At 53.8% G+C, this 21,434-nt stretch carries 19 protein-coding genes, 1 tRNA gene, 1 pseudogene and 1 riboswitch; of the genes and pseudogenes, 5 read left to right on the top strand and 16 right to left on the bottom strand.

Features of this window, described 5'->3' with window-relative positions:
- Positions 1 to 111: 111 nt before the first annotated feature.
- Together ACOCF6_RS05075 and ACOCF6_RS05070 are read right to left on the bottom strand one after the other, a co-directional pair.
- Positions 112 to 978, bottom strand: coding sequence for a chemotaxis protein CheX (locus ACOCF6_RS05075; RefSeq protein WP_482459306.1), 867 nt, complete (start codon positions 976 to 978; stop codon positions 112 to 114).
- A 102-nt stretch (positions 979 to 1,080) separates the two neighbouring features.
- Positions 1,081 to 1,440 (bottom strand): response regulator, encoded by a 360-nt coding sequence (locus tag ACOCF6_RS05070; RefSeq protein ID WP_482459305.1) that lies wholly within the window; start codon positions 1,438 to 1,440, stop codon positions 1,081 to 1,083.
- Positions 1,441 to 1,624: 184 nt separating this feature from the next.
- Between ACOCF6_RS05070 and ACOCF6_RS05065 the strand changes: the two genes are divergently transcribed.
- Positions 1,625 to 2,641: a peptidylprolyl isomerase gene (locus ACOCF6_RS05065; RefSeq protein ID WP_482459304.1), complete on the top strand. Its 1,017-nt coding sequence runs from the start codon at positions 1,625 to 1,627 to the stop codon at positions 2,639 to 2,641.
- Positions 2,642 to 2,715: 74 nt separating this feature from the next.
- Here the strand turns inward: ACOCF6_RS05065 and ACOCF6_RS05060 are convergent, their stop codons facing one another.
- Positions 2,716 to 3,699 carry a DUF4140 domain-containing protein gene (locus ACOCF6_RS05060; protein ID WP_482459303.1) on the bottom strand — a complete coding sequence of 328 codons (984 nt, stop codon included), beginning with the start codon at positions 3,697 to 3,699 and terminating at the stop codon, positions 2,716 to 2,718.
- 193 nt (positions 3,700 to 3,892) lie between these two features.
- Between ACOCF6_RS05060 and ACOCF6_RS05055 the strand changes: the two genes are divergently transcribed.
- Positions 3,893 to 5,428 (top strand): hypothetical protein, encoded by a 1,536-nt coding sequence (locus ACOCF6_RS05055; RefSeq protein ID WP_482459302.1) that lies wholly within the window; start codon positions 3,893 to 3,895, stop codon positions 5,426 to 5,428.
- 129 nt (positions 5,429 to 5,557) lie between these two features.
- Here the strand turns inward: ACOCF6_RS05055 and mnmA are convergent, their stop codons facing one another.
- From mnmA to ACOCF6_RS05020, 7 genes are all read right to left on the bottom strand, one after another.
- Positions 5,558 to 6,610: a tRNA 2-thiouridine(34) synthase MnmA gene (gene mnmA, locus ACOCF6_RS05050; protein WP_482459301.1), complete on the bottom strand. Its 1,053-nt coding sequence runs from the start codon at positions 6,608 to 6,610 to the stop codon at positions 5,558 to 5,560.
- A 5-nt stretch (positions 6,611 to 6,615) separates the two neighbouring features.
- Positions 6,616 to 7,749 (bottom strand): trans-sulfuration enzyme family protein, encoded by a 1,134-nt coding sequence (locus ACOCF6_RS05045; protein WP_482459300.1) that lies wholly within the window; start codon positions 7,747 to 7,749, stop codon positions 6,616 to 6,618.
- Positions 7,750 to 7,760: 11 nt separating this feature from the next.
- A complete protein-coding gene (locus ACOCF6_RS05040; RefSeq protein ID WP_482459299.1) occupies positions 7,761 to 8,897 on the bottom strand; it encodes a trans-sulfuration enzyme family protein in 1,137 nt (378 codons plus the stop codon).
- Between the two features lie 77 nt (positions 8,898 to 8,974).
- Positions 8,975 to 9,081: riboswitch (SAM riboswitch) on the bottom strand.
- Positions 9,082 to 9,223: 142 nt separating this feature from the next.
- Positions 9,224 to 12,304 (bottom strand): response regulator, encoded by a 3,081-nt coding sequence (locus ACOCF6_RS05035; RefSeq protein WP_482459298.1) that lies wholly within the window; start codon positions 12,302 to 12,304, stop codon positions 9,224 to 9,226.
- A gap of 80 nt (positions 12,305 to 12,384) precedes the next feature.
- Positions 12,385 to 13,335 carry a diguanylate cyclase gene (locus ACOCF6_RS05030; protein ID WP_482459297.1) on the bottom strand — a complete coding sequence of 317 codons (951 nt, stop codon included), beginning with the start codon at positions 13,333 to 13,335 and terminating at the stop codon, positions 12,385 to 12,387.
- Between the two features lie 16 nt (positions 13,336 to 13,351).
- Positions 13,352 to 14,809 (bottom strand): NADP-dependent succinate-semialdehyde dehydrogenase, encoded by a 1,458-nt coding sequence (gene gabD, locus ACOCF6_RS05025; RefSeq protein WP_482459296.1) that lies wholly within the window; start codon positions 14,807 to 14,809, stop codon positions 13,352 to 13,354.
- A 12-nt stretch (positions 14,810 to 14,821) separates the two neighbouring features.
- Positions 14,822 to 15,325: a GNAT family N-acetyltransferase gene (locus ACOCF6_RS05020; RefSeq protein ID WP_482459295.1), complete on the bottom strand. Its 504-nt coding sequence runs from the start codon at positions 15,323 to 15,325 to the stop codon at positions 14,822 to 14,824.
- Positions 15,326 to 15,536: 211 nt separating this feature from the next.
- Here ACOCF6_RS05020 and ACOCF6_RS05015 point away from each other — a divergent pair, with 211 nt between their 5' ends.
- Complete coding sequence (locus ACOCF6_RS05015) at positions 15,537 to 16,814, top strand: hypothetical protein (protein ID WP_482459294.1); 1,278 nt, start codon at positions 15,537 to 15,539, stop codon at positions 16,812 to 16,814.
- Between the two features lie 84 nt (positions 16,815 to 16,898).
- Here ACOCF6_RS05015 and ACOCF6_RS05010 read toward each other — a convergent pair whose 3' ends face one another.
- The 5 genes and pseudogenes from ACOCF6_RS05010 to ACOCF6_RS04990 form a co-directional block, all read right to left on the bottom strand.
- Entirely contained in the window at positions 16,899 to 17,105 is a 207-nt protein-coding gene (locus ACOCF6_RS05010) for a hypothetical protein (RefSeq protein ID WP_482459293.1), read from the bottom strand.
- A gap of 200 nt (positions 17,106 to 17,305) precedes the next feature.
- Positions 17,306 to 17,821 (bottom strand): surface-adhesin E family protein, encoded by a 516-nt coding sequence (locus ACOCF6_RS05005; RefSeq protein ID WP_482459292.1) that lies wholly within the window; start codon positions 17,819 to 17,821, stop codon positions 17,306 to 17,308.
- 370 nt (positions 17,822 to 18,191) lie between these two features.
- A tRNA-Thr gene (locus tag ACOCF6_RS05000) sits at positions 18,192 to 18,310 on the bottom strand.
- A 93-nt stretch (positions 18,311 to 18,403) separates the two neighbouring features.
- A pseudogene (locus tag ACOCF6_RS04995) lies at positions 18,404 to 19,081 on the bottom strand (tyrosine-type recombinase/integrase); the annotation flags it as partial.
- 354 nt (positions 19,082 to 19,435) lie between these two features.
- Entirely contained in the window at positions 19,436 to 19,873 is a 438-nt protein-coding gene (locus ACOCF6_RS04990) for a hypothetical protein (protein WP_482459291.1), read from the bottom strand.
- 344 nt (positions 19,874 to 20,217) lie between these two features.
- Between ACOCF6_RS04990 and ACOCF6_RS04985 the strand changes: the two genes are divergently transcribed.
- Positions 20,218 to 20,646, top strand: a complete 429-nt coding sequence (locus ACOCF6_RS04985) for a response regulator (RefSeq protein ID WP_482459290.1) — start codon at positions 20,218 to 20,220, stop codon at positions 20,644 to 20,646.
- On the opposite strand, the gene ACOCF6_RS04980 is transcribed toward ACOCF6_RS04985, so the two are convergent.
- Positions 20,603 to 20,950: a helix-turn-helix domain-containing protein gene (locus ACOCF6_RS04980; RefSeq protein ID WP_482459289.1), complete on the bottom strand. Its 348-nt coding sequence runs from the start codon at positions 20,948 to 20,950 to the stop codon at positions 20,603 to 20,605. The genes ACOCF6_RS04985 and ACOCF6_RS04980 overlap by 44 nt on opposite strands.
- 138 nt (positions 20,951 to 21,088) lie before the next feature.
- On the opposite strand from ACOCF6_RS04980, the gene ACOCF6_RS04975 reads away from it, so the two are divergent.
- Entirely contained in the window at positions 21,089 to 21,337 is a 249-nt protein-coding gene (locus tag ACOCF6_RS04975; protein WP_482459288.1) for a helix-turn-helix domain-containing protein, read from the top strand.
- Positions 21,338 to 21,434 lie beyond the last annotated feature (97 nt).

Here is a 21,434-nt window from a genome sequence, read left to right as displayed (position 1 = left end):
AACGAAAGTGAATTTATCGAGAATGTCCGAGGAATGCAATACCATATGTAAATATAAAAGCCTGCCCGATATTATCAGGCAGGCTTTATACGTGTTGTTAATTTTAATTAATTACAGTCTAATAAGTAAGATCAACTCCATTTTGTTGTCTTCCCCTACATGGATCGGAAAACAGAGTCCTGTGTGGCCGAAAGGAACCGGTAGCCCTGATGCAGGAGGATGGATTGTAACCGGCGGGTTTATGGAGATAGTTAATCCTGTCTGCGATGCCTTTGCAGCGATGTTGCCGCAGACGACATTGACAAATTCCATAACGGTATCTTCGAGGACCTCAGCCGGTTCGGTGTCGACGGATGTCTCACGCAGGATGGCCTTGGCGACACTCTTTTGCACTGACTCGGAAACCGAGATAATGTAACGGGCTTCCACATCGCCGGAAAGATCCATGGCTGCCATCATGAAGTTGCTGTCAATGGTCGAAACTTTCTGGCATTTGCCGGGACGAAATTGCAGGTCCAGCATGCGGGTGATCATCTTATAGGTCAGGTCGGCGGCCATCTCCCAGACGAGGTTGTTGGCAATGCCCGCAGGTAATTCGATCCGGTCGGAAACATACAGGGCCTGATCAACCTTGAATTCTTCCAGGTACTGCTGGAGTTTTTCGCTGCTGATTGCGCCGACCAGTACCAGTGCTTCACCAATATAGAGGTGGGTGCTCTTCTGGCGGGTAATGACATCGTTGAGCTGGTCCTGCGTCAGGATCCCCATTTCAACCAGCAGATCACCGAGCTTCATGTCCTTTGACATCTGGGCGTTGTGAGCCCGCTCGATATCAGCCTGGGTGACAAAGCCCATGCTGATTGCCATTTCACCCATTTTGAGGTTTTTCTGATCCTGAAGTTCTATTGCTTTTAGAAGGGCATCCCGGGAAACGAGGTTTTTTTCCACAAGAAATTGCCCGAAAAATTTGACGGCCATATCAGATCCCCTTGTTGTATTGGATGGATGCGGATAAACAGTGATCGAGAGATTGTCAGGTTGTTTTTCCGCCAAACGGCGTAGAAACAATCTGTTGGCTGGCTACAGTTCCCGCAGAATCTGCAGAACGTTGTCTGCCTCAAAAGGCTTGGAAATGACATTTTTTGCACCCAGCTTGAGCGCCTCGGTAAACTTGTCACCGACACCGCCAAGGGAGGTCACCATCACCACTTTGACGTCTTTATCAAGCACTACCAGGCTACGCAGGGCCGTCAGGCCATCCATGCCGGGCATGTTCATGTCCATACAGATAATGTCCGGATTTTCCGTGTGGTTCATCTTGATGGCCTCGGCACCGTTCTTGGCATGGCCGACACTGGTGAAATCACCGGAATCTGCGATAATCTTTTCGAGCTGACGGGCTACGGAAAGGCTGTCGTCTACGACTAGAACCTTTTTCATGGGATGGTTTTCCTCCTTGGAGCTGGAAACGGATTGACTTGGGCCGCAAGCCATATGGCGGTATATTGCCCTGAAAGCGCTGCAAATGTAACTGAATCCAGATGAAAAGTCAAAAGTATGTTTACCTTTTCATGCTGTATGAAATGTGCTATGAATCGAAAAAACTCAAAAGGAGATCGTTACGATGCATGTATCACGCCAAACACTGCGCGCAACAGGGTTGCTGCTGGCAGTATTCCTGTGCTGCGGGGCAGTTTCCAATGCTGCTGAGACTGAAACGAAGGGTGTAGCAATAAAATCTGCAGGTGTTTCTGCTGGGCAGGAGCCTGTTGCCCGAGTGAACGGAACTGTCATCACTGCGCTTGAGCTGAAACGGGCCAGCAAGGTCATGATGGCCGGACAGCGTGGTGCGCAGATAACGCCTGACCAGCAGAAGGAGATGGACAAGCAGGCTGTTCAACAGTTGATTTCAGCAGAACTGCTGTTCCAGGCAAGCCAGAAGCTGGAGGTCAAGGACCTCGACAAACAGATCGAAGCCAAGCTTGCCCAGGGTAAGGCCCGCTTTGCCAATGAGCAGGATTTTGCCAAGGCGATCAAGGACCTGGAAATGGATGAAAAGGATCTGCGTGAATATACCCGCCGGGATCTGATGATTTCAAATTTTGTGGAAAAAACGATCATGCCCAAGGTGATCGTTTCGGAAGCGGATGCCAAAAAGTTCTATGACGAAAATCCTGATAAATTCAGCAGAAGTGAGTCAGTCAAGGCCAGTCATATCCTGATGGGGGTAGATCCCAAGGCGACAGCTGACGAAAAGAAAACGGCCCGGGAAAAGGCTGAAAAGTTGCGCAAGGAGCTGGCAGCGGGGGCTGATTTTGCAACACTTGCCAAGGGGAATTCCACCTGCCCAAGCAGCCAGCAGGGGGGCGACCTGGGTTTCTTCGGCAAGGGGCAGATGGTGCCTGCTTTCGAGAAGGCTGCTTTTGCGCTTAAGCCGGGTGAGATCAGTGATGTGGTCGAGACCCAGTTCGGCTATCACATCATCAAGCTGACGGAGAAGAAAGCTGCCGAGAAGGTCGATTTCAAGGAGGCCCAGCCGCGCATTGAGGAGTACCTGAAGAATCAGAAGACCGGTGGCGCTGTTCAAGACTTTCTGACGGAAACACGCAAAACCGCCAAGATTGAATTGCTGCTGAAATAAGCTCTGTTCCCAGCTGTAGCGGGCGGCCGGCGGGGGATTCCCTTGCCGGCCGCTTCTGTTTCCAGGCGGGGTGACTACCTTCCCAGACTTAGCTTTCTCGTCCGTCCCGACGAGAGCCCTTCAAAGCGTACATTGCCTACATATTCTCCCTTGCGGTAGATGTTGGCTGATCCGGCCGGCAGATGAACCGGTTCAGGATTTTTCAGCTCGAATGAATACGAAGGCACAACTCCAGCCCCGTATTGCTCTTCAGTTGCAGTCAGATGGTATTTCACCAAACCGGTCAGCGTGCTGGGCTGCAGAGGATATACACGGGCAGTGCTGCTTTCAGCCAGGGCCGCCGGCGCAGCCTGGAGCAGATACCCGCCAAAAGCCCCCGGGAACAGCCCGGACAGGTTCACCTGGGCGCTGCCGCTGCCGTTCAGATAGATGTCATAGCGTGGTGTCCAGGCGTGCGAGTTAACGGCATACCGAACAATAACGTTTCCACGAGGCGGTGATATCACAATCCGGGCGATGGCTTCAGAGCCGCGACCACTGTTTTTTGCTGCTGCTATTTTGTTGTCCAGCCGTTTGATTTCCTGCTCAGTCTTCCTGCGTGCCGTGTAGACCGCCTCCAGCTGTGCAATGGCGAATTCGGTTCCCTGGCGGATCGACTGCATCGGCTCAGGGTTCGTCTTGGTCTTGCGCGGCGCCTTGCCGCTCTGGGTTTTCGCGGCTGACGTGAAGATTGCTTCGCGGGTGGTCAGGGCCCGCAGCCGGTCTCCCAGCCGGTTCTTCTGTTCGAGCAGTGCATCCAGCTCTTTCGCGGCTTTGCCGGTAGCTGCCGGGGGCGGCACAATGTCGACCCGCTCGATAACGCTGCCGCTGCCGGGCTTGATCTGTAACGAACCGTCGATCATGCCCGCTGGCAGAGGAATTTCGAGGATGCCCTTGGATGCACTGGCTCCCGTTTCGACAATAGCTCCATCCGTATAAAAGGTCACACTTTTGCACTGGGCTGGTGTTGCCCCTGCTGCAATCAGCAGCAGGGTGCACAGGGTGATGCATATGTTCATGGCCAGACTCCTTTCCCGTATCATTAATCTGGATGTTGCGCTTGTCATCACTTGCAGATATACTCCCCGAACCCTTATAAACAGGATAAGTAAGTTAACTAAATTATTTTCTTGTCAAAAAACGCAGAAAATAATTTCTAACTTACTAAAACCTTGGTTTCAGGATCGTACTACGTTATGAAAGGCATGGGCGATGAACTTCGATGCAGAAGTATCCGTTAAAGACATAGTAAATTTTTACATTAAAATCAATGACTCTTCCAAGGCTAAACGGGATCTTGCCCAGCTCTCTTCCAAGGACAAGACGGCTGCTCTGGAGGTCATTGCCAGCTCGTCCGCCAGTCGGGAATTCAAGATAGAGGTTGCCAAGTACTTTATCAGCGACCTGGATAAGCGTCTGCGCAGAAAAGCCGAAATAATGATGGAAACGCTTGTGCCGGGTTGGGTATCGGATCCGGCCGAGAGTATCCTCAAGCTTCTCAAATCAGCCGATAGCAAAGGCGGCGCCCGCCGCAACTCCGCCGTACGGTTTCTGTTTGGAATTGTCGATGCCGTCAGTCTGCGTGATACCTTCATGACCCTGCTGAGCAGTCGCAACCGGGCCAATATGGCCGAGATCATCGCCATCCTGGAAGAGTATATCGATGCGTCCGTCGATGAACTGGAACAGGTCAAGATCTTCGACGCCTGCCTGGACATCATTCTGTCCGATGACGCCGACAATAATATGAAACATTACGCATCGACCCTGTTGAGCGTCTTTTTCAAGAAGGTTCAGTCGACCAATCTGGGAGAGATCCTGCGAAAAAAGTATGTTGAAAAACAGATCGAGAAGGCGGAAGGGGTGTATCGTTATCTCTGTAGCGGTACCTCGGGTCTCACTCCCACCTTTCTGGAAGATCTGCTGCGACCGTTGAATGGCGGTGACAAGAACTATCAAACCAAGATACTGACCTATTTCGCTTTTGTCATGGAGAAGGCCCGGCACCCGGAGGAGGTTGATACGGTCTTCGATACCTATCCGGATTACTGGAACCAGGACGAACTGTCCAAGGAGGCGAAGCTCAGGGGGATCTGCCAAAGGATTATCGCAGCGGTTGATGAATTGTGGGAACTGACCGACGATACCGAGGTGCGCGCCTTGATCATCAGGATCAGGTATGGCGAGTATGCCAATAAGCGCGAACTGTTCGAACAGATCAAGGGCAAGCTGGAGAATGAATCGCTGAGCGCGACAGCTCGCGAGAAGATTGCCCTCATGCTGCACTGCTTCCTGTTGCCTGACGCGGATGAAACGCTCAAGCTGCAGGTGTCCCATGTGCTGCTGTTTACGCTGGGAGGGACGGAAAATCAGGCATCGGCCCTGGCCTACCTGCAGTATTACGTTGAGAACAAGAATCTCAACTATGCCGAAAAGGGAAGTATTGCGGCGGTCATGGAGATGTTCCTCGCCGAACCTGATCTGGATGCTGCCATTCGTGAGACGGCCCGTTATATCCTGTTTGTGGCGGCACCTGAACGTTTTGAAAATGTGGATGAACAAAAGGCGATTCTGGGGTATTTGCGGAAGATTATTGAAGGCCGGGGGTTTGAATATCAGGAAGCGGAGGTGCGGGTCATGCAGTCGCTGGTAACATTCAGCGAAACAGCCGCAAAAAGCGAAAAACTGAAAAAGGCAGCCCAGTATCTGGAATTCAAGCTCCGTAATCCCAAATCCGCTCCGGCGTAAGATTTATTCCAATTTCAGATCAAGGATGATATCAAGGCGGCGAGGATTGAGGCTGCGAGGCGTACATAACAGTACGTTGAGCAGCCGAAGACGAGCCAACGCAGATAGGGCCTTGATATGGAATTGGTATTATACACGTGCCGAGAGGATTCTGCCGCCCCCCAGGACTTCGTTATCCCGGTAAAAGACGACTGACTGTCCGGGGGTAATTGACTTCTGCGGCTCCTGGAAGCGCACTTCGCAGTCGCCGTTCGCCCGCATCAGCACCCGGCAGTCAACCGGGTGGTGTCGGTAGCGGATCTTGCAGGTACTTCCGAATTCCTGTGCCGGCGGCGGCTGTATCCAGGTTACATCCCCTGCCAGCAGGCCGGCAGCAAAGACATGCTGCTGTTCACCCACCACGACCCGATTGTTCCCCGTATCAAGTGCCACGACATACAGCGGTTCGCTCCAGGCGATGCCCAATCCTTTGCGTTGTCCGATCGTGTAGCGGTGGGTGCCTTGGTGTGTACCGAGTACCTGGCCATCCCGGTGCACGATTTCGCCGGGCGTGCCGGTCAATGCGCCGCTCCCCTCCAGAAATGCAACGTAATCATCATCCGGAATGAAGCAGACCTCCTGGCTGTCGCTCTTCTCCGCTACGGGCAGTCCGAATTCCCTGGCCAGTCGGCGCACCTCATCCTTGGATTCAATCTCGCCCAGTGGGAAGAGCAGCCGGGCGAGCCGCTCCTGTGTGAGGGTATACAGGAAGTAGGACTGGTCCTTATGGCTGTTGCGTGCCGTGCAGAGGTGACAGCTGCCGTCGGGGTCAATCGTCTTCCTGACATAATGTCCGGTCGCCAGAAACTCAGCTCCCAGTTCCCGTGCTTTATCCAGCAGCAGTCCGAACTTGATGAAACGGTTGCAGCGTATACAGGGGTTGGGGGTCCGGCCGCAGCCATACTCCCTGATGAAATCATTGATGATCAGGTCGCGGAATTCGGGCGCGAAATCCACGCAATGGTGGGGGATGCCCAGCTGCGCGGCAACCACCCCGGCATCGTGGGCTGCGGATCCGCTGCCGGTCAGGTGGGGGGTGAACAGGCGCATGGTGATGCCGATGACCTGGTGTCCCTGCTGTTTCAGCAGGGCGGCCGTAACCGAAGAGTCCACTCCGCCGCTCATGGCAACAGCGATCTTCATGCGCTTCAGCCCATGGCCTGCTGGAGGTCGGCGATCAGATCGTCCGGATCCTCCAACCCGACCGAAAGCCGCACCAGGGTGTCCGTGATCCCTTTGCGCTGCCGCTCCTCAGCCGGGACCGAGGCGTGGGACATGCGAGCCGGGTAGGAGATGATGCTTTCCACGCCTCCCAGGCTGACGGCGAAGGCGGCCAGCTTGGACCCCTCCAGCAATCGCTTGGTGGTCTCGAACGAGTCCAGTTCAAAGGAGAAGACCGCACCCGGACCATCGGCCTGACTCGCATGGACGGCATAGCCGGGATGCTCCGGCAGGCCGGGGTAGTGGACGGCCGTGACCCGCCCGTGCGACTTCAGCCAGGAGGCTATTTTCATGGTGTTCTGCTGGCTCTGGTCCATCCTGACCTTGAGGGTCTTGACGCCGCGCAGGGTCAGGAAGGCATCCTGCGGCCCCAGGCCGGTGCCGAAGGCGTTCTGGATATAGCGGATGCGCTGGCCCAGTTCCGCATCCTTGACCACGGCAAAGCCGCAGATGACATCGCTGTGGCCATTGAGGAACTTGGTGCCGCTGTGCAGGACGATATCGCAGCCCAGTTCCAGCGGACGCTGCAGGTAGGGGGTCATGAAGGTGTTGTCCACCAGGGTGATGATGCCGTGCCGTCGGGCGATCTCGACCGCACCGCGCAGATCGGTGACCTTCAGCAGGGGATTGGAGGGGGTTTCCAGATAGATGCCCTTGGTCTCCGGCCTGATCGCCGCCTCGATGGCCGGAAGACTCGTGGCGTCCACGAAGGTGGAGCTGATCCCCATGCGGCTGAAGATCGTGGAGAGCACCCGGTAGGCGCCGCCGTAGACATCGTCGCAGACCACCAGGTGGTCGCCGGGGGAGAAGATCATCAGGGTGGTGGAGATGGCCGCCATGCCCGAGGCAAAGGCCAGGCAGCGGCAGCCCCCTTCCAGTACGGCGATGGTGTCCTCCAGCGCCTCGCGGGTCGGGTTGTCCCCCCGGGCGTAGTCGTATTTGCGGAAGTGATCGACCGAGGTCTGCTGGTAGGTGGATATCTGGTAGATCGGTACGCCCAGTGCCCCGGTCTGGGGGTCGACGTTCGGGCCGCCGTGGATCAGTTTGGTTGCAAGTTTCATGATGTTCCTTTCTATGCTTCCAGAGCGTGGCGCAGATCTTCTATCAGGTCATCGGCGTCTTCGATGCCGACCGACAGGCGCAGCAGCACGTTGTTGATGCCGAGCCGGGCGCGCAGTTCGGGCGGGATATCGGCATGGGTCTGCAGCTCGGGGAAGGTGATCAGGCTCTCCACCCCCCCCAGGCTCTCGGCGAAGGAGATCAGCTGCGTCTTCAGCAGCAGCTGTTCGACCAGGGCGTGACTGGTTACCTCAAAGGCAATCATGGCGCCAAAGCCTCTGGCATCGCGCTGGATGAGCTCGTGATCCGGGTGCTCTTCCAGGCCGGGGTAAAAAACCTTGTTTATCAGGGGATGGGTTTTCAGCCACAGGGCGATTTTGAGGGCATTTGCCTGCTGGCGGTCGAGGCGGATGCCCAGGGTTTTCATGCCGCGGATCGTCAGCCAGGCATCCTGCGGCCCCAGCACCGCTCCGACGGCGTTCTGATGGAAGTAGACCTGATCGGCCAGCCCCGGATCCTTGACCGTCACCAGGCCGGCGACGGTGTCGTTGTGGCCGGCCAGGTACTTGGTGGCGCTGTAGACCGCGATGTCGACACCCAGGTCAAGCGGGCGCAGCAGGTAGGGGGTCAGAAAGGTATTGTCGGCAATCAGCAGCAGGTCGTGCTCGCGACAGAGAGCTGACAGGGCGGGCAGGTCGGCGAATTTCAAGAGCGGATTGGTGAGGGTCTCAACAAAGATGGCTTTGGTGGCTGGTGTGACGGCGGCCTGGACAGCCGGGGTGTCGCTGGTATCCACATAGGTGAAGCTCAGGCCATACTGGCTGAAGATCTTGTCGAACAGGCGACAGGTGCCGCCGTACAGGTCTTCGGTGACAATCAGATGGTCACCGGATTTGAACAGCAGCAGCAGGTTGGCGATGGCCGCCATGCCGGAGGAGTATGCAAAACCCCGGGCAGCGCCATCCAGGCGGGCGATGCCGTCCTCCAGGGTCTGTCGGGTAGGGTTGCCGGAACGGCTGTAATCAAAGCCGGTGCTTTGTCCCAGGCCGGGGTGCCTGAAGGTGGCGGTCTGGTAGACCGGAACCGCTACCGAGCCTGTGCGGGTATCCCACTCAAGACCTACCTGAACCGCCAGTGTTGAAATATGCATGTCATACCTCCTGATCCTGTCGCGCAGGATAAAAATGGAAATCCCCATCCGGGGTCGGAAGGGGATTGCTCCATCCTTCCTTATCTGCCGGGATCAGATGATCCCGCTGGAATTGGCACCTTGCCTTTTCAGGCCGGTTGCCGCGACGTCACAGGGCCAGTCCCTCGGTCGCTCTAGATAAGTAGTGCAGGTATGTTTACTTTTTTGTGTGTAAACCGTGAGAATATGAATATCAGTTATACACCAATATTGTCAATAATAGATTTGTGTCTGCCTGGCTGCACGCTGCAACATAGTCAACAATCTGCGTGGCATGCCGTTATCCCTTACCCGGAGGAATGCTTTTCAGCATGGGGGGTCAGCCGGGCAACAACGTCGCGCACCTCGCGGCTCTTAAACGGTTTCGATATGTAGTCGTCCATGCCGGCCGCCAGACATTTTGCCTCATCCCCCTGAAGGGCGTGGGCGGTTATGGCGGCGATCGGGATATGCCCTCCCAGCTCCCGTTCGAGGGCACGGATGGCCGCTGTAGCCGTGAGTCCATCCATAACCGGCATCTCGATGTCCATGAAGATCAGGTCAAAGGCAGCGTGCCGCCATAGCTGCAACGCCTCTTCACCGTTATTGGCGATGGTAACCGTGTGGCCCTGTTTTTCGAGTACCCGCTCAATCAGTTTCTGGTTGATGGGAGCATCCTCCGCAACCAGGATCGAAAGCCGTTGATCCGGCGTCAAGTCAACCGCTCCTGGTGACACTGGCGGGGCTGCCTCCGCTGCAGGGGCATTGAGTGCCAGGCGGATGGCTTCGTAGAGTTCCTCCTGAATAAGTGGTTTCAACAGGCAGCCATCGATCCGGAGCGATTGACGCAGTCCCGAATCCTGCGGAGACGCAGTGTGTGACATGACGATGATGCGGCATTCGGATAAGGCCGGTATGGCTCGAATGCGGGCAGATGTTTCCCAGCCATCCAGACCTGGCATGTGGATATCCATCAGGATCACGTCAGGTGTCCACCCCTGCCGGCTGGCCGCCAGCAAGGCATCATATGCCGTGACGCCGCAGGCGGCAGAGCGGCATTCAATGCCCCACATCCTGCAGAAACCATCCAGAATGGAACGGTTGACGGCATTGTCATCCACCACAAACGCTTTGCGGCCGAGAAGCTCCCGGGCCATGTGCTGCTCCGGATGAAGTTCAGGTTGCAGACCGCAGGTGATGGAAACCCGAAAGGTGCTGCCAATGCCGGGTGTACTTTCGACGGTGAGATCACCATTCATCAGGTCGACCAGTCTGCGGGTGATGGAAAGCCCCAGTCCGGTGCCGCCAAACCTGCGGGTGGTGGAGCTGTCGGCCTGGGTGAAGGGGGTGAATATGTATTCCAGCTGGTCGGGTGAAATGCCGATGCCGGTGTCGCGGACCGTACAGTTGAGGCGGATTGCGTTATCGTGAGGAGCATCCGAGCAGATGCTGATAACCACCTCACCCCGTTCGGTGAACTTGATGGCGTTGCCGGCCAGATTGGTGATGATCTGGCGCAGCCTGAGCGGGTCGCCCGTAAGCTGGTCCGGGACGTCTGGGGCGATGTCCAGCAGAAGTTCGACCCCCTTTTCAGCGGCCTTGACCCCCAGAACACGTGCGGTTTGGCCGAACGTGCTCCGCAGCCCGAACGGAATGCATTCAAGATCCAGCCTGCCGGCTTCGATCTTGGAAAAATCAAGAATGTCATTGATGATGGCCAGCAGATTGTCGGCCGAGACCGTGATGTTTTTCAGGTAGTCGCGCTGTTCAGGGGAGAGTCCGGTTCCTGCCAGCAGTTCTCCCATGCCGACGATGCCGTTCATCGGGGTGCGAATCTCATGGCTCATGGTGGCCAGGAATTCGCTTTTTGCCCGGTTGGCACTGTCTGAGGCCACTTTGGCGGCGACCAGTTCATCCTCTATCAGCTTGCGGTCACTGATATCGGAAAGCGAACCGGCCATGCGTACGACGGTGTTGCCCGGACCCCGCCAGGCCAGGCCGCGCGCCAGGAACCAGCGATAGTCGCCGCTTTTGCATAGAATGCGGTGTTCACTCGTGAAAAAGGCGGTTTCACTCTCGAAATGCTGCCGGAACAGGTCCCAGACCCGGTCAATGTCCTGTTGATGGATGAGCATGGCCCAGGAGTCAATTGTCGGTTCAAATTCCTCCTGGGTATAGCCGAGCAGGTCGATATAATGCGGAGAATAGAACACCCGCCCCGCTGCCATATCCCAATCCCAGATGCCGTCGTTACTACCCTGCAGGGCGCGCGTCAGGCGGTCTTCGACTTCATGCAGCATCGTCTCTTTTGCGTCGAGGCTCTTGATCAGTTTGTTGAACGCATCGGCCAGCACGCCGACCTCGTCATTACTGGTGATCTGGATTTCGTGCAGCTCCTCTGGGTGCTTACGGATATGGCCGATCTGTTCGGTAAAGGTGTTCAGCTTGGCGGTGACCCTGCTGGAAAGCGTCCAGACCAGCAGCAGAGATAGCAGTGTCAGCAGGACTGCTCCCGGCAGCAGATGATGCCAGAAGAAGTGTCTGATCGGTTCGTAGGCTTCGTCAATCGGGTAGGTGGAGGCCAGGATCCAGTTGGTCATCTTCAAGCGCTTGAATGATGCAATCTGGGCTATGCCGCGTGAATTGACGGTCTCGCCGCTCCCCTCAAATCCTTCACTGGCCCTGTCAAAAAGTATGTTCACCCCCCGGGGGACGTCCTGCTTCATGATGCGGGATTTGTCCGGGTGGACGACCATGGTGCGGTTGGTGTTGAACAGGTACAGGTAGCCCTTTGTGCCGATTTTGTGGGTCATGACCTCTTCTATGAAATAATCATTCACCAAGTTGAGGCTGCCTGCCAGGTAGCCCAGCAAACGGTTGTTATGGTCATAGATCGGAGCTGCCATCAGGATGGCCGCGCCCTGGGAGCGGGGAGAGTAATACAGGTCTGAAATGTCCGGCATGCCGTATTCGGCGATTTTTTTCAAAAAGGGTACCAGTTCCTCGACTCTGGGGTTTTGTCTCACGTTAACGTGCGGTGATTCGGCCAGAATATTCTGTCGGGAGTCGAAGAGGTAGATGCCGTTGTTAAAGAGGCCTTGGATGACTTTTCGATCTTCGAGAAAGGCCTGGGCACGGGCAGGGTTGCTGAAATGATCAGGTTTAAGGGTGGTTGAAAGGTCGCTCAGGGCGCTGAGGTAGAGACCGAGCTTGTCGTCGATGCTGCTGGCGAGCATCGTGATCATTGAGGTCTGCTGGCGGGTTATGTTTTCGCGGGACATGCTTGTGACGGCTGTCATGATAGCCCAGACGCTGGCGATGGAGACGATCACCAGGAACACGCTGAAAGCAAAAGCCATCCTGCGGCGTATGCCGAAAAGAGAAAACATCAGTGGAGAGTATCCTTTGACCCTGTTCCCTGTACAGGATAAAGAGGGTGTCTGCTCATTGCTCTGATACTGGCCCCAGCTTACATTTCAGCAGAAACCACACGGTTTCTGCCGGCATTCTTCGCCTGGTACAGGCATGTGTCGGCTATGTTCAGCACCTGTTCCGTGACACGGGTGTTTTCTTTATGGGTTGGAATCAGTGTTACGGTTCCAAAACTTGCCGTAACTTCAATGTCGCAACCACCAAAATTTACCGGCGTGGCGGCAATCCGCTCCCGCATCCGTTCAGCCACCAGCAGTGCGCCGGGTTGATCTGTTTCCGGCAGGACGATGACGAATTCCTCACCGCCATAGCGGGCTATCCAATCGACCCCCTGGCGGAATGTGGCGGTCAGGTTCGCTACACAGGATTTGAGAACATCATCACCGGCCAGGTGGCCGTGGGTGTCATTGATGATTTTGAAGTGGTCGAGGTCACACATGAGAACAGATAACGGGTGGTGATATCGAGCGGCCCTCGTGATCTCCTGTGCCAGCTGGTGATCCATGTAGACACGGTTGAAGCTCCCCGTGAGGCGATCACGAACCGAAAGCTCATGGATCTCGGCCATGCTCCGTTTCAGGGACGACTCCAGATTCAGAATCCTGCAGGCGCCTGCCAGACGCACCCTCAGTTCCGAATGATGAATCGGTTTAAAGATGTACTCGTCAGCGCCGGATTCGAGCCCTTTGACCAGGTGTGCCTTGGAGTTCTGACCGGACAGCATGAGGATGTAGATGTACCGATCGATATTCATGCTCCGGATCAGTCGGCACAACTCGAGCCCATCCATTTCCGGCATCAGCCAATCGGTTATGATGATCGAAAAAAATTCCTGGCTGTAAAGATCGATCGCTTCCTGCCCGTTATGTGCAACGGCGAAGCCGTAGCCCTCCTTCTTCAGGGCTGATTTCAGCAGGTTCTGCGACACCGGGTCATCTTCGACGATCAGGACGCGCGGCTTGGCGGGTATGTCGGGCTGAGTCGTCATAGCCATCCTTGTGTGATCATTGTATTCCGCCGATGCAGAGATATTTGACCACAAGGAACTCTTCGATGCCGTATTTCGAGCCCTCCCGGCCGATGCCGGATTCCTTGACACCGCCGAAAGGCGCCAGTTCCGTTGAAACCAGACCGGTGTTGATGCCGACCATGCCGTATTCCAGGGCTTCCGCCACCTTCCAGACACGGTTGATGTTGCGCGTGTAGAAATAGGATGCCAGGCCGAATTCGGTGTCATTGGCCATGCGGATGGCCTCGTCATCGCTGTGGAATCTGAACAGCGGCGCCAGCGGGCCAAAGGTTTCTTCGCGCGCAACCAGCATCTCCGGGGTCACATCCGCCAGGATGGTCGGCTGAAAGAAGCTGCCGCCCAGTTCGTGACGCCTGCCGCCAAGCACGATGCGCGCTCCCTTGGCCACGGCATCGGCGATATGCTCCTCCACCTTTTCCACTGCGGCCATATCGATCAGCGGGCCCTGCTGGAAATCACCCAGCAATCCATTGCCGACCTGCATCCTGGCGACGGCTGCGGCTAGTTTCCCGGCGAAGGCATCGTAGACGCCATCCTGGACAAGCATGCGATTGGTGCAGACACAGGTCTGACCGGTATTGCGGTATTTGGACGCAATGGCGCCCTCCACCGCAGCATCCAGGTCGGCATCATCAAAGACGATGAAGGGGGCGTTGCCGCCCAGTTCCAGCGAGACCTTCTTGACCGTGGCGGCACACTGGGCCATCAATTCCTTGCCGATCTCGGTCGAGCCGGTAAAGGTCAGCTTGCGCACGATCGGATTGGCGGTCATCTCACCCCCGATGGCGGCTGCTGATCCGGTGACGACGCTGAATACACCGGCCGGGATGCCGGCCCGTTCGCCCAGTTCGGCCAATGCCAGTGCGGAAAACGGTGTGGCGGTGGCCGGCTTGACCACCATGGTGCAGCCGGCCGCCAGTGCCGGACCGGCTTTGCGGGTGATCATGGCGGCCGGAAAGTTCCAGGGTGTGATGGCGGCACAGACGCCGATCGGTTCCTTCAAAACCACGATGCGCTTGTCCGCGGTATGGCCGGGGATTGTGTCGCCATAGACCCGCTTGGCCTCTTCGGCAAACCATTCGATAAACGAGGCGGCATAGGCGATCTCACCCCGGGATTCAGCCAGCGGCTTGCCCTGTTCAGCTGTCATGATGATCGCCAGGTCCTCCTGGTTGGCCAGCATCAGGTCGAACCAGCGCCGCAGGATGGTGGCGCGCTCCTTGGCTGTTTTTGCCCGCCAGGCGGGCAGGGCGGCCTCCGCAGCCTGTATGGCCCGGCGTGTTTCCTCTGCGCCCATTCTGGGTATCGTCCCCAGGGTGTCTCCGGTTGCCGGATTTGCAACATCAATGGTTGCCCCGTGGTCTGCTGTCAGCCATTGGCCGTTGATGTAGCACAGCTGTTTCAAAAGAGTGGGATCTTTCAGGTTCAGCATGATTCATTCTCCTTATGTCAATTGTTTAGCCATAACGTAATCATTCATGTGAAAGCCGCTGCCGATATCGACGGTGACTTCGTCCGCGACATGCCACCCTGCACGTTCATAGGCGCTGATGGCCTTTTGGTTATGTCTGTTCACATTGAGCACAAGTGTAGCGGTATTGCGTTGTTTTGCAATCCGTTCAACCTCGGCCAGCGCACGAGTGCCGATGCCCCGGCCGTGGTATTCGGGGAGCAGGTAGAGCTTGTGCAGTTTCATAATGCCGTCACCGTACGGGCCGACAGAGATAAAGCCGATCATCGTCATGCCATCCCGGATGACCATCCAGGAAATGTCCTGATGCTCTATCTCATCAAGGATGATCTCGCGGGTGTACCCACGTTCGAGCATGTAGTTTATCTGTTCAACGCTGATAATACCGGGGTAATGGGCATGCCAGATCTGGTGCGCCAACGGAAGCAGTGTTTCGATATCCGTCGGGTTCAGTGGAGTGAAGGTTATGAAATCCATGGTCAGCATGTCTCCCGGCTACCGAGGTTGCATGATGCAAGGGTGTGACTATACCATTACTCCATGCAGCTTGTCACCAGTGTCGTGCAGACAAAATTGCGTTTGATAATGCAGCAAACCCAGGTATAATTCTTCGAAATTGATGGGTATTGAATCCTAATAACCAGTATTTGTCGTCAAGCTTTTAAAAACCAGTGGAGAAGGAGGCATTATGGCAGGTTTCAGGGTGGTGAATCTTGTGATCCCATGCAGTATGTTGTTGCTCTTGTCGGTATCCGCTCATGCCGCCGAGAAAATCAAGCCCTATCCCCATTACTGGATGAGTGTTGCCACGACCAGCCAGAGCATGCCCGGGATGTCCGGGCAGATGTCCGGAATGGCCTATCTGTTTGGCGGGAAAAGCGCATTTGGTCCGCGTCGCGAGTTACTTCTGCAGCTTGAATCGCCACAACTGGCGGCCGGCAAGCCGCAGGCTGCCCACGTCATCCCCCCCGGACAGAATATGGGCGAGTCTCTGCCGCTGGTAACTCCCCAGGTGGAAAAACGGGAGCATCTGCCGGGTGAAAGAGAGCGTCCGGAGCGGTATGAAAAACCGAAGGCGCGCATGCTGATTTACTGGGGGTGCGGTGAGGCCATCGGCAAAGGTCAGCCCCGGGTGATCGATACGGCTAAGATGAGTCCCGCTGAATTCGGCAAGTCCTTTGCCGGCAGATCGCCGGCGCACCAGGTCCCGCCCTCGGCCCATAAAGGCTGGACCTATGGAGAATGGCCCAACAGTGATGATCGAAGCGATGTACCCAAGGACAGTTCGCTGATCGGCAACCATGTCGTCAAAGGAAATTATCTGCCGGAGATCTCGTTTGCCCTTGACAAGAAACGTGACTTCATGGAACCGGTAGAGTTTTCAGCGCTCCAGGCAACCCCGTCCGGCGGCACAAAGGTGGACTGGCAGGCGATTCCAACGGCAATCGGATATTTTGCCACTGCCATGGGGCATGACCAGCAATCCGGCGACTCCATCTTCTGGTCAGCCAGTGAGGTGCCCGAGATCGGTTTTGCGCTGCAGGATTATTTGACCCCCGCTGATGTGAAGCGTTTTATCAAGGAAAAGGTGGTGATGGATGCCTCCCGGACAACCTGCACCGTACCTCCTGTCTTCAAGAATACCCAGGGTGCCATGCTGCAGTTCATCGCCTATGGTGAAGAGCTGAACCTGGTGCATCCGCCCAAGCCCAAGGATCCCAAACAGGCATGGAATCCCCAGTGGTCGGTCAAGGTTCGCCTCAAATCAACCGGCATGACGTCATTGCTGGCAGGTGATGATGACAGTGGTGGGAAAAGCCGGTCTTCATCCAAAAAAAGACAGCCATCCAAGTCGCAGGACGAAGATTCCAGCGATTCGCGGGCTGTTGAAGATGAGGCGGGGTCAGGTTCTGAAAAATCCAAAAGCGGAGTGGGAGACCGTCTGCGGGGTCTGTTCGGTTTCTGATTGCCGATCCGACACATGAGCAAACATCAAGAGGCTGTTCCCTGACGGAAACAGCCTCTTGATGTTTGTTGCTTCTTCTGTGAATCAGTATTTTTTGCTGAAATCCCTGAACGAGCCGGTTGGAAGCGGGATTTTGGGTGGTGGTGGCGTGGTGTGTGTCCAGATATAATTAGAAAGCCCCCGCTCGATGGGAGCCAGGGTCAGCGCAAGAATATACAGCACCAGAAAGGCAAGAAAGAATATAACGATCATTCCCATCGACATAAGGATTGCTTCTAAAATCAGGGACATGGAAACTTCCTTTTTAGTACGTCAGAAATGATATCGTGCACGTACTAATCCTGTTTATGAGGGCAGTTGTATACCATGAGATGCAGAGAACATTGTTATAGTTGTAAGTATACAGCAGATCGAAAAAAAATTCACTGATGAAAATGGTGCCGCACCATATTAACCTGTCACGCTGTCTGTTAAAGGGCATGCGGGGCTGTTCAGCGTTTTTTCTTGTGACCCGTTCCACAGACAAGGCCCTGGAGGGTATCTGTCGTGGTCCCTTTTTTGATCGCTGAAAACCTGGAGTTGTTGTTTGAATGTTCGGCCAGGAGATCCTTGTAATAGCCGTAGACGTGTATCCGGGGCTGCCGGTAGGTATGTGCCGTGCAGTTGATGTCTGTTTCGAAGACGATTTTTCTGATTTTTGAGTGGTCACTGTAGACGGAACTATACATCTCCGTCTTTTGGGGGTGAGGGAATACCGTTACCATGACGGCCACCTTCTGGCCATTCCGTCCGATACTCTGTGTGTCATAAAACCAGGGTCCGCTATCCATGGATCTGCTGAATGGTTTCCACCTGGTTTTATCGAGATCAATGCTTCGGATCATGGCGTTGTAGTACACATCGGTTTGCTCTGATGCCGGATCTTCATCCGCAGAAACAGTATCATCTGCCTGGGCGGTTGTGGCCGCAAGGGTCAGTATAAGTATCAGCAACAATCTGAACAGCATGGGGTACCCTGCAAATCTTGTTATTGCGGCGTTGATAAAAACTGCCAAGAACACATAGCATTGATGCTGAGAAATATAAAGGGCAACAGCTGTAGTGTGTTCTGCTCCGATGATGATTGTTGTCTCTACGTATTAAATGGCATCGAAAGCTTGTTGAAGAGCTGCAGGCAGTGTGATAGCTTCAGCAGATGCCGGGCCGCCAGGGATTTTCCCTGCCGGACGTATTTGTCAGGCCGTTGATCGATAGAAACAGCAATTGTTGCGGTTGAAGTAAATTTACAGGCATGGAAAAACCTGTGTCAGCACAGATCAAATACTGTGTCAAATACAGGTTTCATGTGGTGCAGGAATATTGATCTGCTGAAAAACGTGGAGCCGTTGGTCGGAATCGAACCGACGACCTGCTCATTACGAGTGAGAAAGCTTAGACTGTGAATCCGCATAAACAGGCCCCTTTAGTGACATTTCAGTTACACTAATTACACCGGCTTTATTCGATGACTCTTCGTTACTGTCCAATCCAAACAGCGCCCGCGCTATCAATCCCTCCTTTGAATACCCAAACGAAGCGGCAATATGAACATACAGCATGGTAGTATCAATGCTTTCATGCCGGAGTATGGACTGCACCTTTGGGAGCTCTACACCGGCAAGAATTAAAGCCGTGGCGCAACTATGCCGCAGGGTGTGGTGCCCAATTGTTTTGGTGATCTTGGCTTTCTTGCAAAGGGTATTCAGCCGCTTCGTGATATCTCCATAAGGTTCTTTTGTTATGGGGTTTACGGACAGCCAGCCGGTGGCACGATCTCCTTTAACTGCTTTGAGCCGTGGCACCATCGGCGCGGGGATTGGGACAAGCTGCATTGCTCCACCCTTGCCGATCACATACATTGTATTGTTATCCAGGTGAATGTTCTCACACCTCATATATGTGGCTTCATTCAACCTCATGCCGGTATACAACATTAACTCAATTGATATGGCTTGTGGTCCGTCCAGCACGTTGACCAGCGATACCAGTTGACTCGGGGCCAGCGGTACGATGGCTTTTTTAGTACACTGGCGCTTCCCAAAGATGAGGGGCCGGGAGTTGACAGTTATCTTTTGTTCTTCTGCATACGTCAGAAGGGCTTTCAGGCTGGCAAGTTCACGATTGATGGTGAGTTTGCTGATTGCCCTACGCTTTGCGGTTTCCTCTTCGGTATCGTCTGCCAGTTGTTGCCATGGTTTGCCGGGGAGGTATGTGGACGCCAGCCGCATGCTCTTGTACTCTTCATGGTGATGGCTGGATATCAGCGGTATTCGCATTTCACCGTAATACGGCAGAATATGTGTCAGTGATGTCTCCATGGCACGATATGACTTCGGCTGTGTGTTGTTCTGATACGCAGCCAGGAAGCGGGGGATGATGCTTAACAGGGTCGGGTATTGTAGGTCGGCCGGCCTGTTGTTCAATTCAGCATCGGCGGCCTGAACTTCGGCCTCAGTGCCCTGGAACTTGACATACTTCTGGCGGATTGGTTTACCCTTCTTGTTGACAAAATCACCTTCAACAACTATGTACCAATGGCCGTCACCTTTTGTAGGATGCTTGCGGTAGCTCATGGTGTTACCTCAATTGATTTTGGTATAGGTGTCCCATTCTCCAGTTATTCCAAGTGTGGCAGGGACGGACGTATATCTAACGAGGAAAGTATTTCCTAAAAGTGTAAAAGCACCTGATATAGGGCCAAAGAATGAGTTTACCGTGAAGGTGCCTGAAGTCGTATCTGCGTAAACAAGTGAGTATGTTCCACTGTATGTAACATCCAGAGGGGAGGCCGGATAAATAACTGACCATGTAGATTGATTTATTGTCAAGCTCCCGCCGGGAAGCCTGTTGTTTATTACCGTATTCGGATTTGGGAGGGGGAAAGTGTAACTCTGTAAAGCGTATGCCCCGGATAGGTTTACATTTTGAGATGTAGCAGGAGGTGTTTCGGGAGCACTACCACTACCACCGCCACACCCGCATATAAGCTGCATCAGAAAAATCAATAAAATCCTTTTCATAACTCCTCCATTTATTGTATGTTGCCGTGAAATGTCGAAATATAAGACAGAAAGTGTAAAAATCCGCATGACCGAACATCAGAAAGAAATGTTAAAACAGTTGTCGGAGAAATTGGGAATGGACATGTCCGCCTGCATCATTCACCTGATTACAACCGAGCACGCTAAACTGTAATTATTTCTTTCCAATACTTCCCCGCTAATTTATCGTTTTTCTTGTACCCACAAACAGCCCCACAAATCCGATGCGCGTATTCTGTCGCTACTGGCCATTAATTTAATTGTTCATTAAGAACAAAAACTATTTACTGTTCTCAGCGACCATCAAAAACCGTGGAGGATGTATGAAAACTATTCTAATTATCGATGATGATTACCGGGAACTAGATGTAATGAGCCATGTTCTAACCTCAGCCGGATACAAAGTACTGGTTGCTGAAGATGGTGAAACCGGTTTCAATCGTGCAATATTCTCACAACCTGATTTAATTCTGCTCGATGTCATGATGCCTGGAGTTGACGGGCATGAAGTGTGCCGACAGTTACGAGAAAACAAAAGAACTCGCGATACTCCAATCATCGTCAAAACATGTCTCAGCTCGGCAAAAGATATCGTTGCCGGTTTTAAATTTGGTGCCGATGATTATATTATTAAACCATGTGACCATGACGAACTACTCAATCGTATTTCATTCAGGATCGGGAAAAGCCATGCCGAAAACACGAGCTCTATTCTGACCGAGTGGCGAGCCTCTGTTTCCGCTCAATCATAATTCCTATCAACTCTTCCTGGATATTTTCAGGCAAAGAAGCAAAAAGATCCCCTGCAAGCATTTGCCGGGGATTTTTATATGGTATGTCATTGGCCCGCTTGTTATTTGATTGCTCCAGCAGTTCGTGGAATTCAACCCCGTAATATTTAGCCAGCATTACAAGGTTCTTTGAATCCGGAGTAGTGCCTTTGGTGTGATAGCGCGATAGATTGCTATGATCCACCCCGCATTCCTTTTCGATAGTCCTGTATGTCTTGCCTTCCTGCAAACTTTTGGTAATGAATTCTTGCAGTACGGTTAACATATATCCTCCCGGTTCATGTGGTTTACAAAAGAATATCATATTTTTTTATTTTGTCTCAATTTTTTATTGACTGTTGCATTTGGCTCATGTTAGTAAGTTGTCAACGTCGCAAACACTAATTCAGGAAAGGGGATAGGCATGGCAATACATTTCGATCCAAGCAGAATTGTTTTAGCTCGTGAGTCCAGGGGATTGACTCAAGCTCAACTTGCTGAAATGCTCGGATTAACATCACAACAGGTATCGTTGTGGGAAAGGGGGGAGGTCCGGCCAAATACTGAAAACATTGCAAAGATAATGACTGCTTTAGATTCACCTCCGTCCTTTTTTTTCGTCAACACTGGTGCATTTAACTCACAAGATGTGAAACAGAATCAAGGAATTTAAGCCATGGCCACCCTAGACGACATAGCAGCCCTGTTGGTTGAGCAAAACAAGTTACTACGGCAAATGATCGCCGGAAAGCAGGTAGAAGTTGTCAACG

It is taken from the genome of Geobacter psychrophilus, assembly GCF_056821595.1.
Note: the sequence above shows the minus strand (reverse complement) of the source record. Positions and strands in the feature narration are given on the sequence as shown.

Bases quoted from the DNA above. Each gene is read 5' to 3' on its own strand.
- ACOCF6_RS05075 (WP_482459306.1), bottom strand. From the start codon at position 978: ATGGCCGTCAAATTTTTCGGGCAATTTCTTGTGGAAAAAAACCTCGTT.
- ACOCF6_RS05070 (WP_482459305.1), bottom strand. From the start codon at position 1,440: ATGAAAAAGGTTCTAGTCGTAGACGACAGCCTTTCCGTAGCCCGTCAG.
- ACOCF6_RS05065 (WP_482459304.1), top strand. From the start codon at position 1,625: ATGCATGTATCACGCCAAACACTGCGCGCAACAGGGTTGCTGCTGGCA.
- ACOCF6_RS05060 (WP_482459303.1), bottom strand. From the start codon at position 3,699: ATGAACATATGCATCACCCTGTGCACCCTGCTGCTGATTGCAGCAGGG.
- ACOCF6_RS05055 (WP_482459302.1), top strand. From the start codon at position 3,893: ATGAACTTCGATGCAGAAGTATCCGTTAAAGACATAGTAAATTTTTAC.
- mnmA (WP_482459301.1), bottom strand. From the start codon at position 6,610: ATGAAGATCGCTGTTGCCATGAGCGGCGGAGTGGACTCTTCGGTTACG.
- ACOCF6_RS05045 (WP_482459300.1), bottom strand. From the start codon at position 7,749: ATGAAACTTGCAACCAAACTGATCCACGGCGGCCCGAACGTCGACCCC.
- ACOCF6_RS05040 (WP_482459299.1), bottom strand. From the start codon at position 8,897: ATGCATATTTCAACACTGGCGGTTCAGGTAGGTCTTGAGTGGGATACC.
- ACOCF6_RS05035 (WP_482459298.1), bottom strand. From the start codon at position 12,304: ATGTTTTCTCTTTTCGGCATACGCCGCAGGATGGCTTTTGCTTTCAGC.
- ACOCF6_RS05030 (WP_482459297.1), bottom strand. From the start codon at position 13,335: ATGACGACTCAGCCCGACATACCCGCCAAGCCGCGCGTCCTGATCGTC.
- gabD (WP_482459296.1), bottom strand. From the start codon at position 14,809: ATGCTGAACCTGAAAGATCCCACTCTTTTGAAACAGCTGTGCTACATC.
- ACOCF6_RS05020 (WP_482459295.1), bottom strand. From the start codon at position 15,325: ATGGATTTCATAACCTTCACTCCACTGAACCCGACGGATATCGAAACA.
- ACOCF6_RS05015 (WP_482459294.1), top strand. From the start codon at position 15,537: ATGGCAGGTTTCAGGGTGGTGAATCTTGTGATCCCATGCAGTATGTTG.
- ACOCF6_RS05010 (WP_482459293.1), bottom strand. From the start codon at position 17,105: ATGTCCCTGATTTTAGAAGCAATCCTTATGTCGATGGGAATGATCGTT.
- ACOCF6_RS05005 (WP_482459292.1), bottom strand. From the start codon at position 17,821: ATGCTGTTCAGATTGTTGCTGATACTTATACTGACCCTTGCGGCCACA.
- ACOCF6_RS04990 (WP_482459291.1), bottom strand. From the start codon at position 19,873: ATGAAAAGGATTTTATTGATTTTTCTGATGCAGCTTATATGCGGGTGT.
- ACOCF6_RS04985 (WP_482459290.1), top strand. From the start codon at position 20,218: ATGAAAACTATTCTAATTATCGATGATGATTACCGGGAACTAGATGTA.
- ACOCF6_RS04980 (WP_482459289.1), bottom strand. From the start codon at position 20,950: ATGTTAACCGTACTGCAAGAATTCATTACCAAAAGTTTGCAGGAAGGC.
- ACOCF6_RS04975 (WP_482459288.1), top strand. From the start codon at position 21,089: ATGGCAATACATTTCGATCCAAGCAGAATTGTTTTAGCTCGTGAGTCC.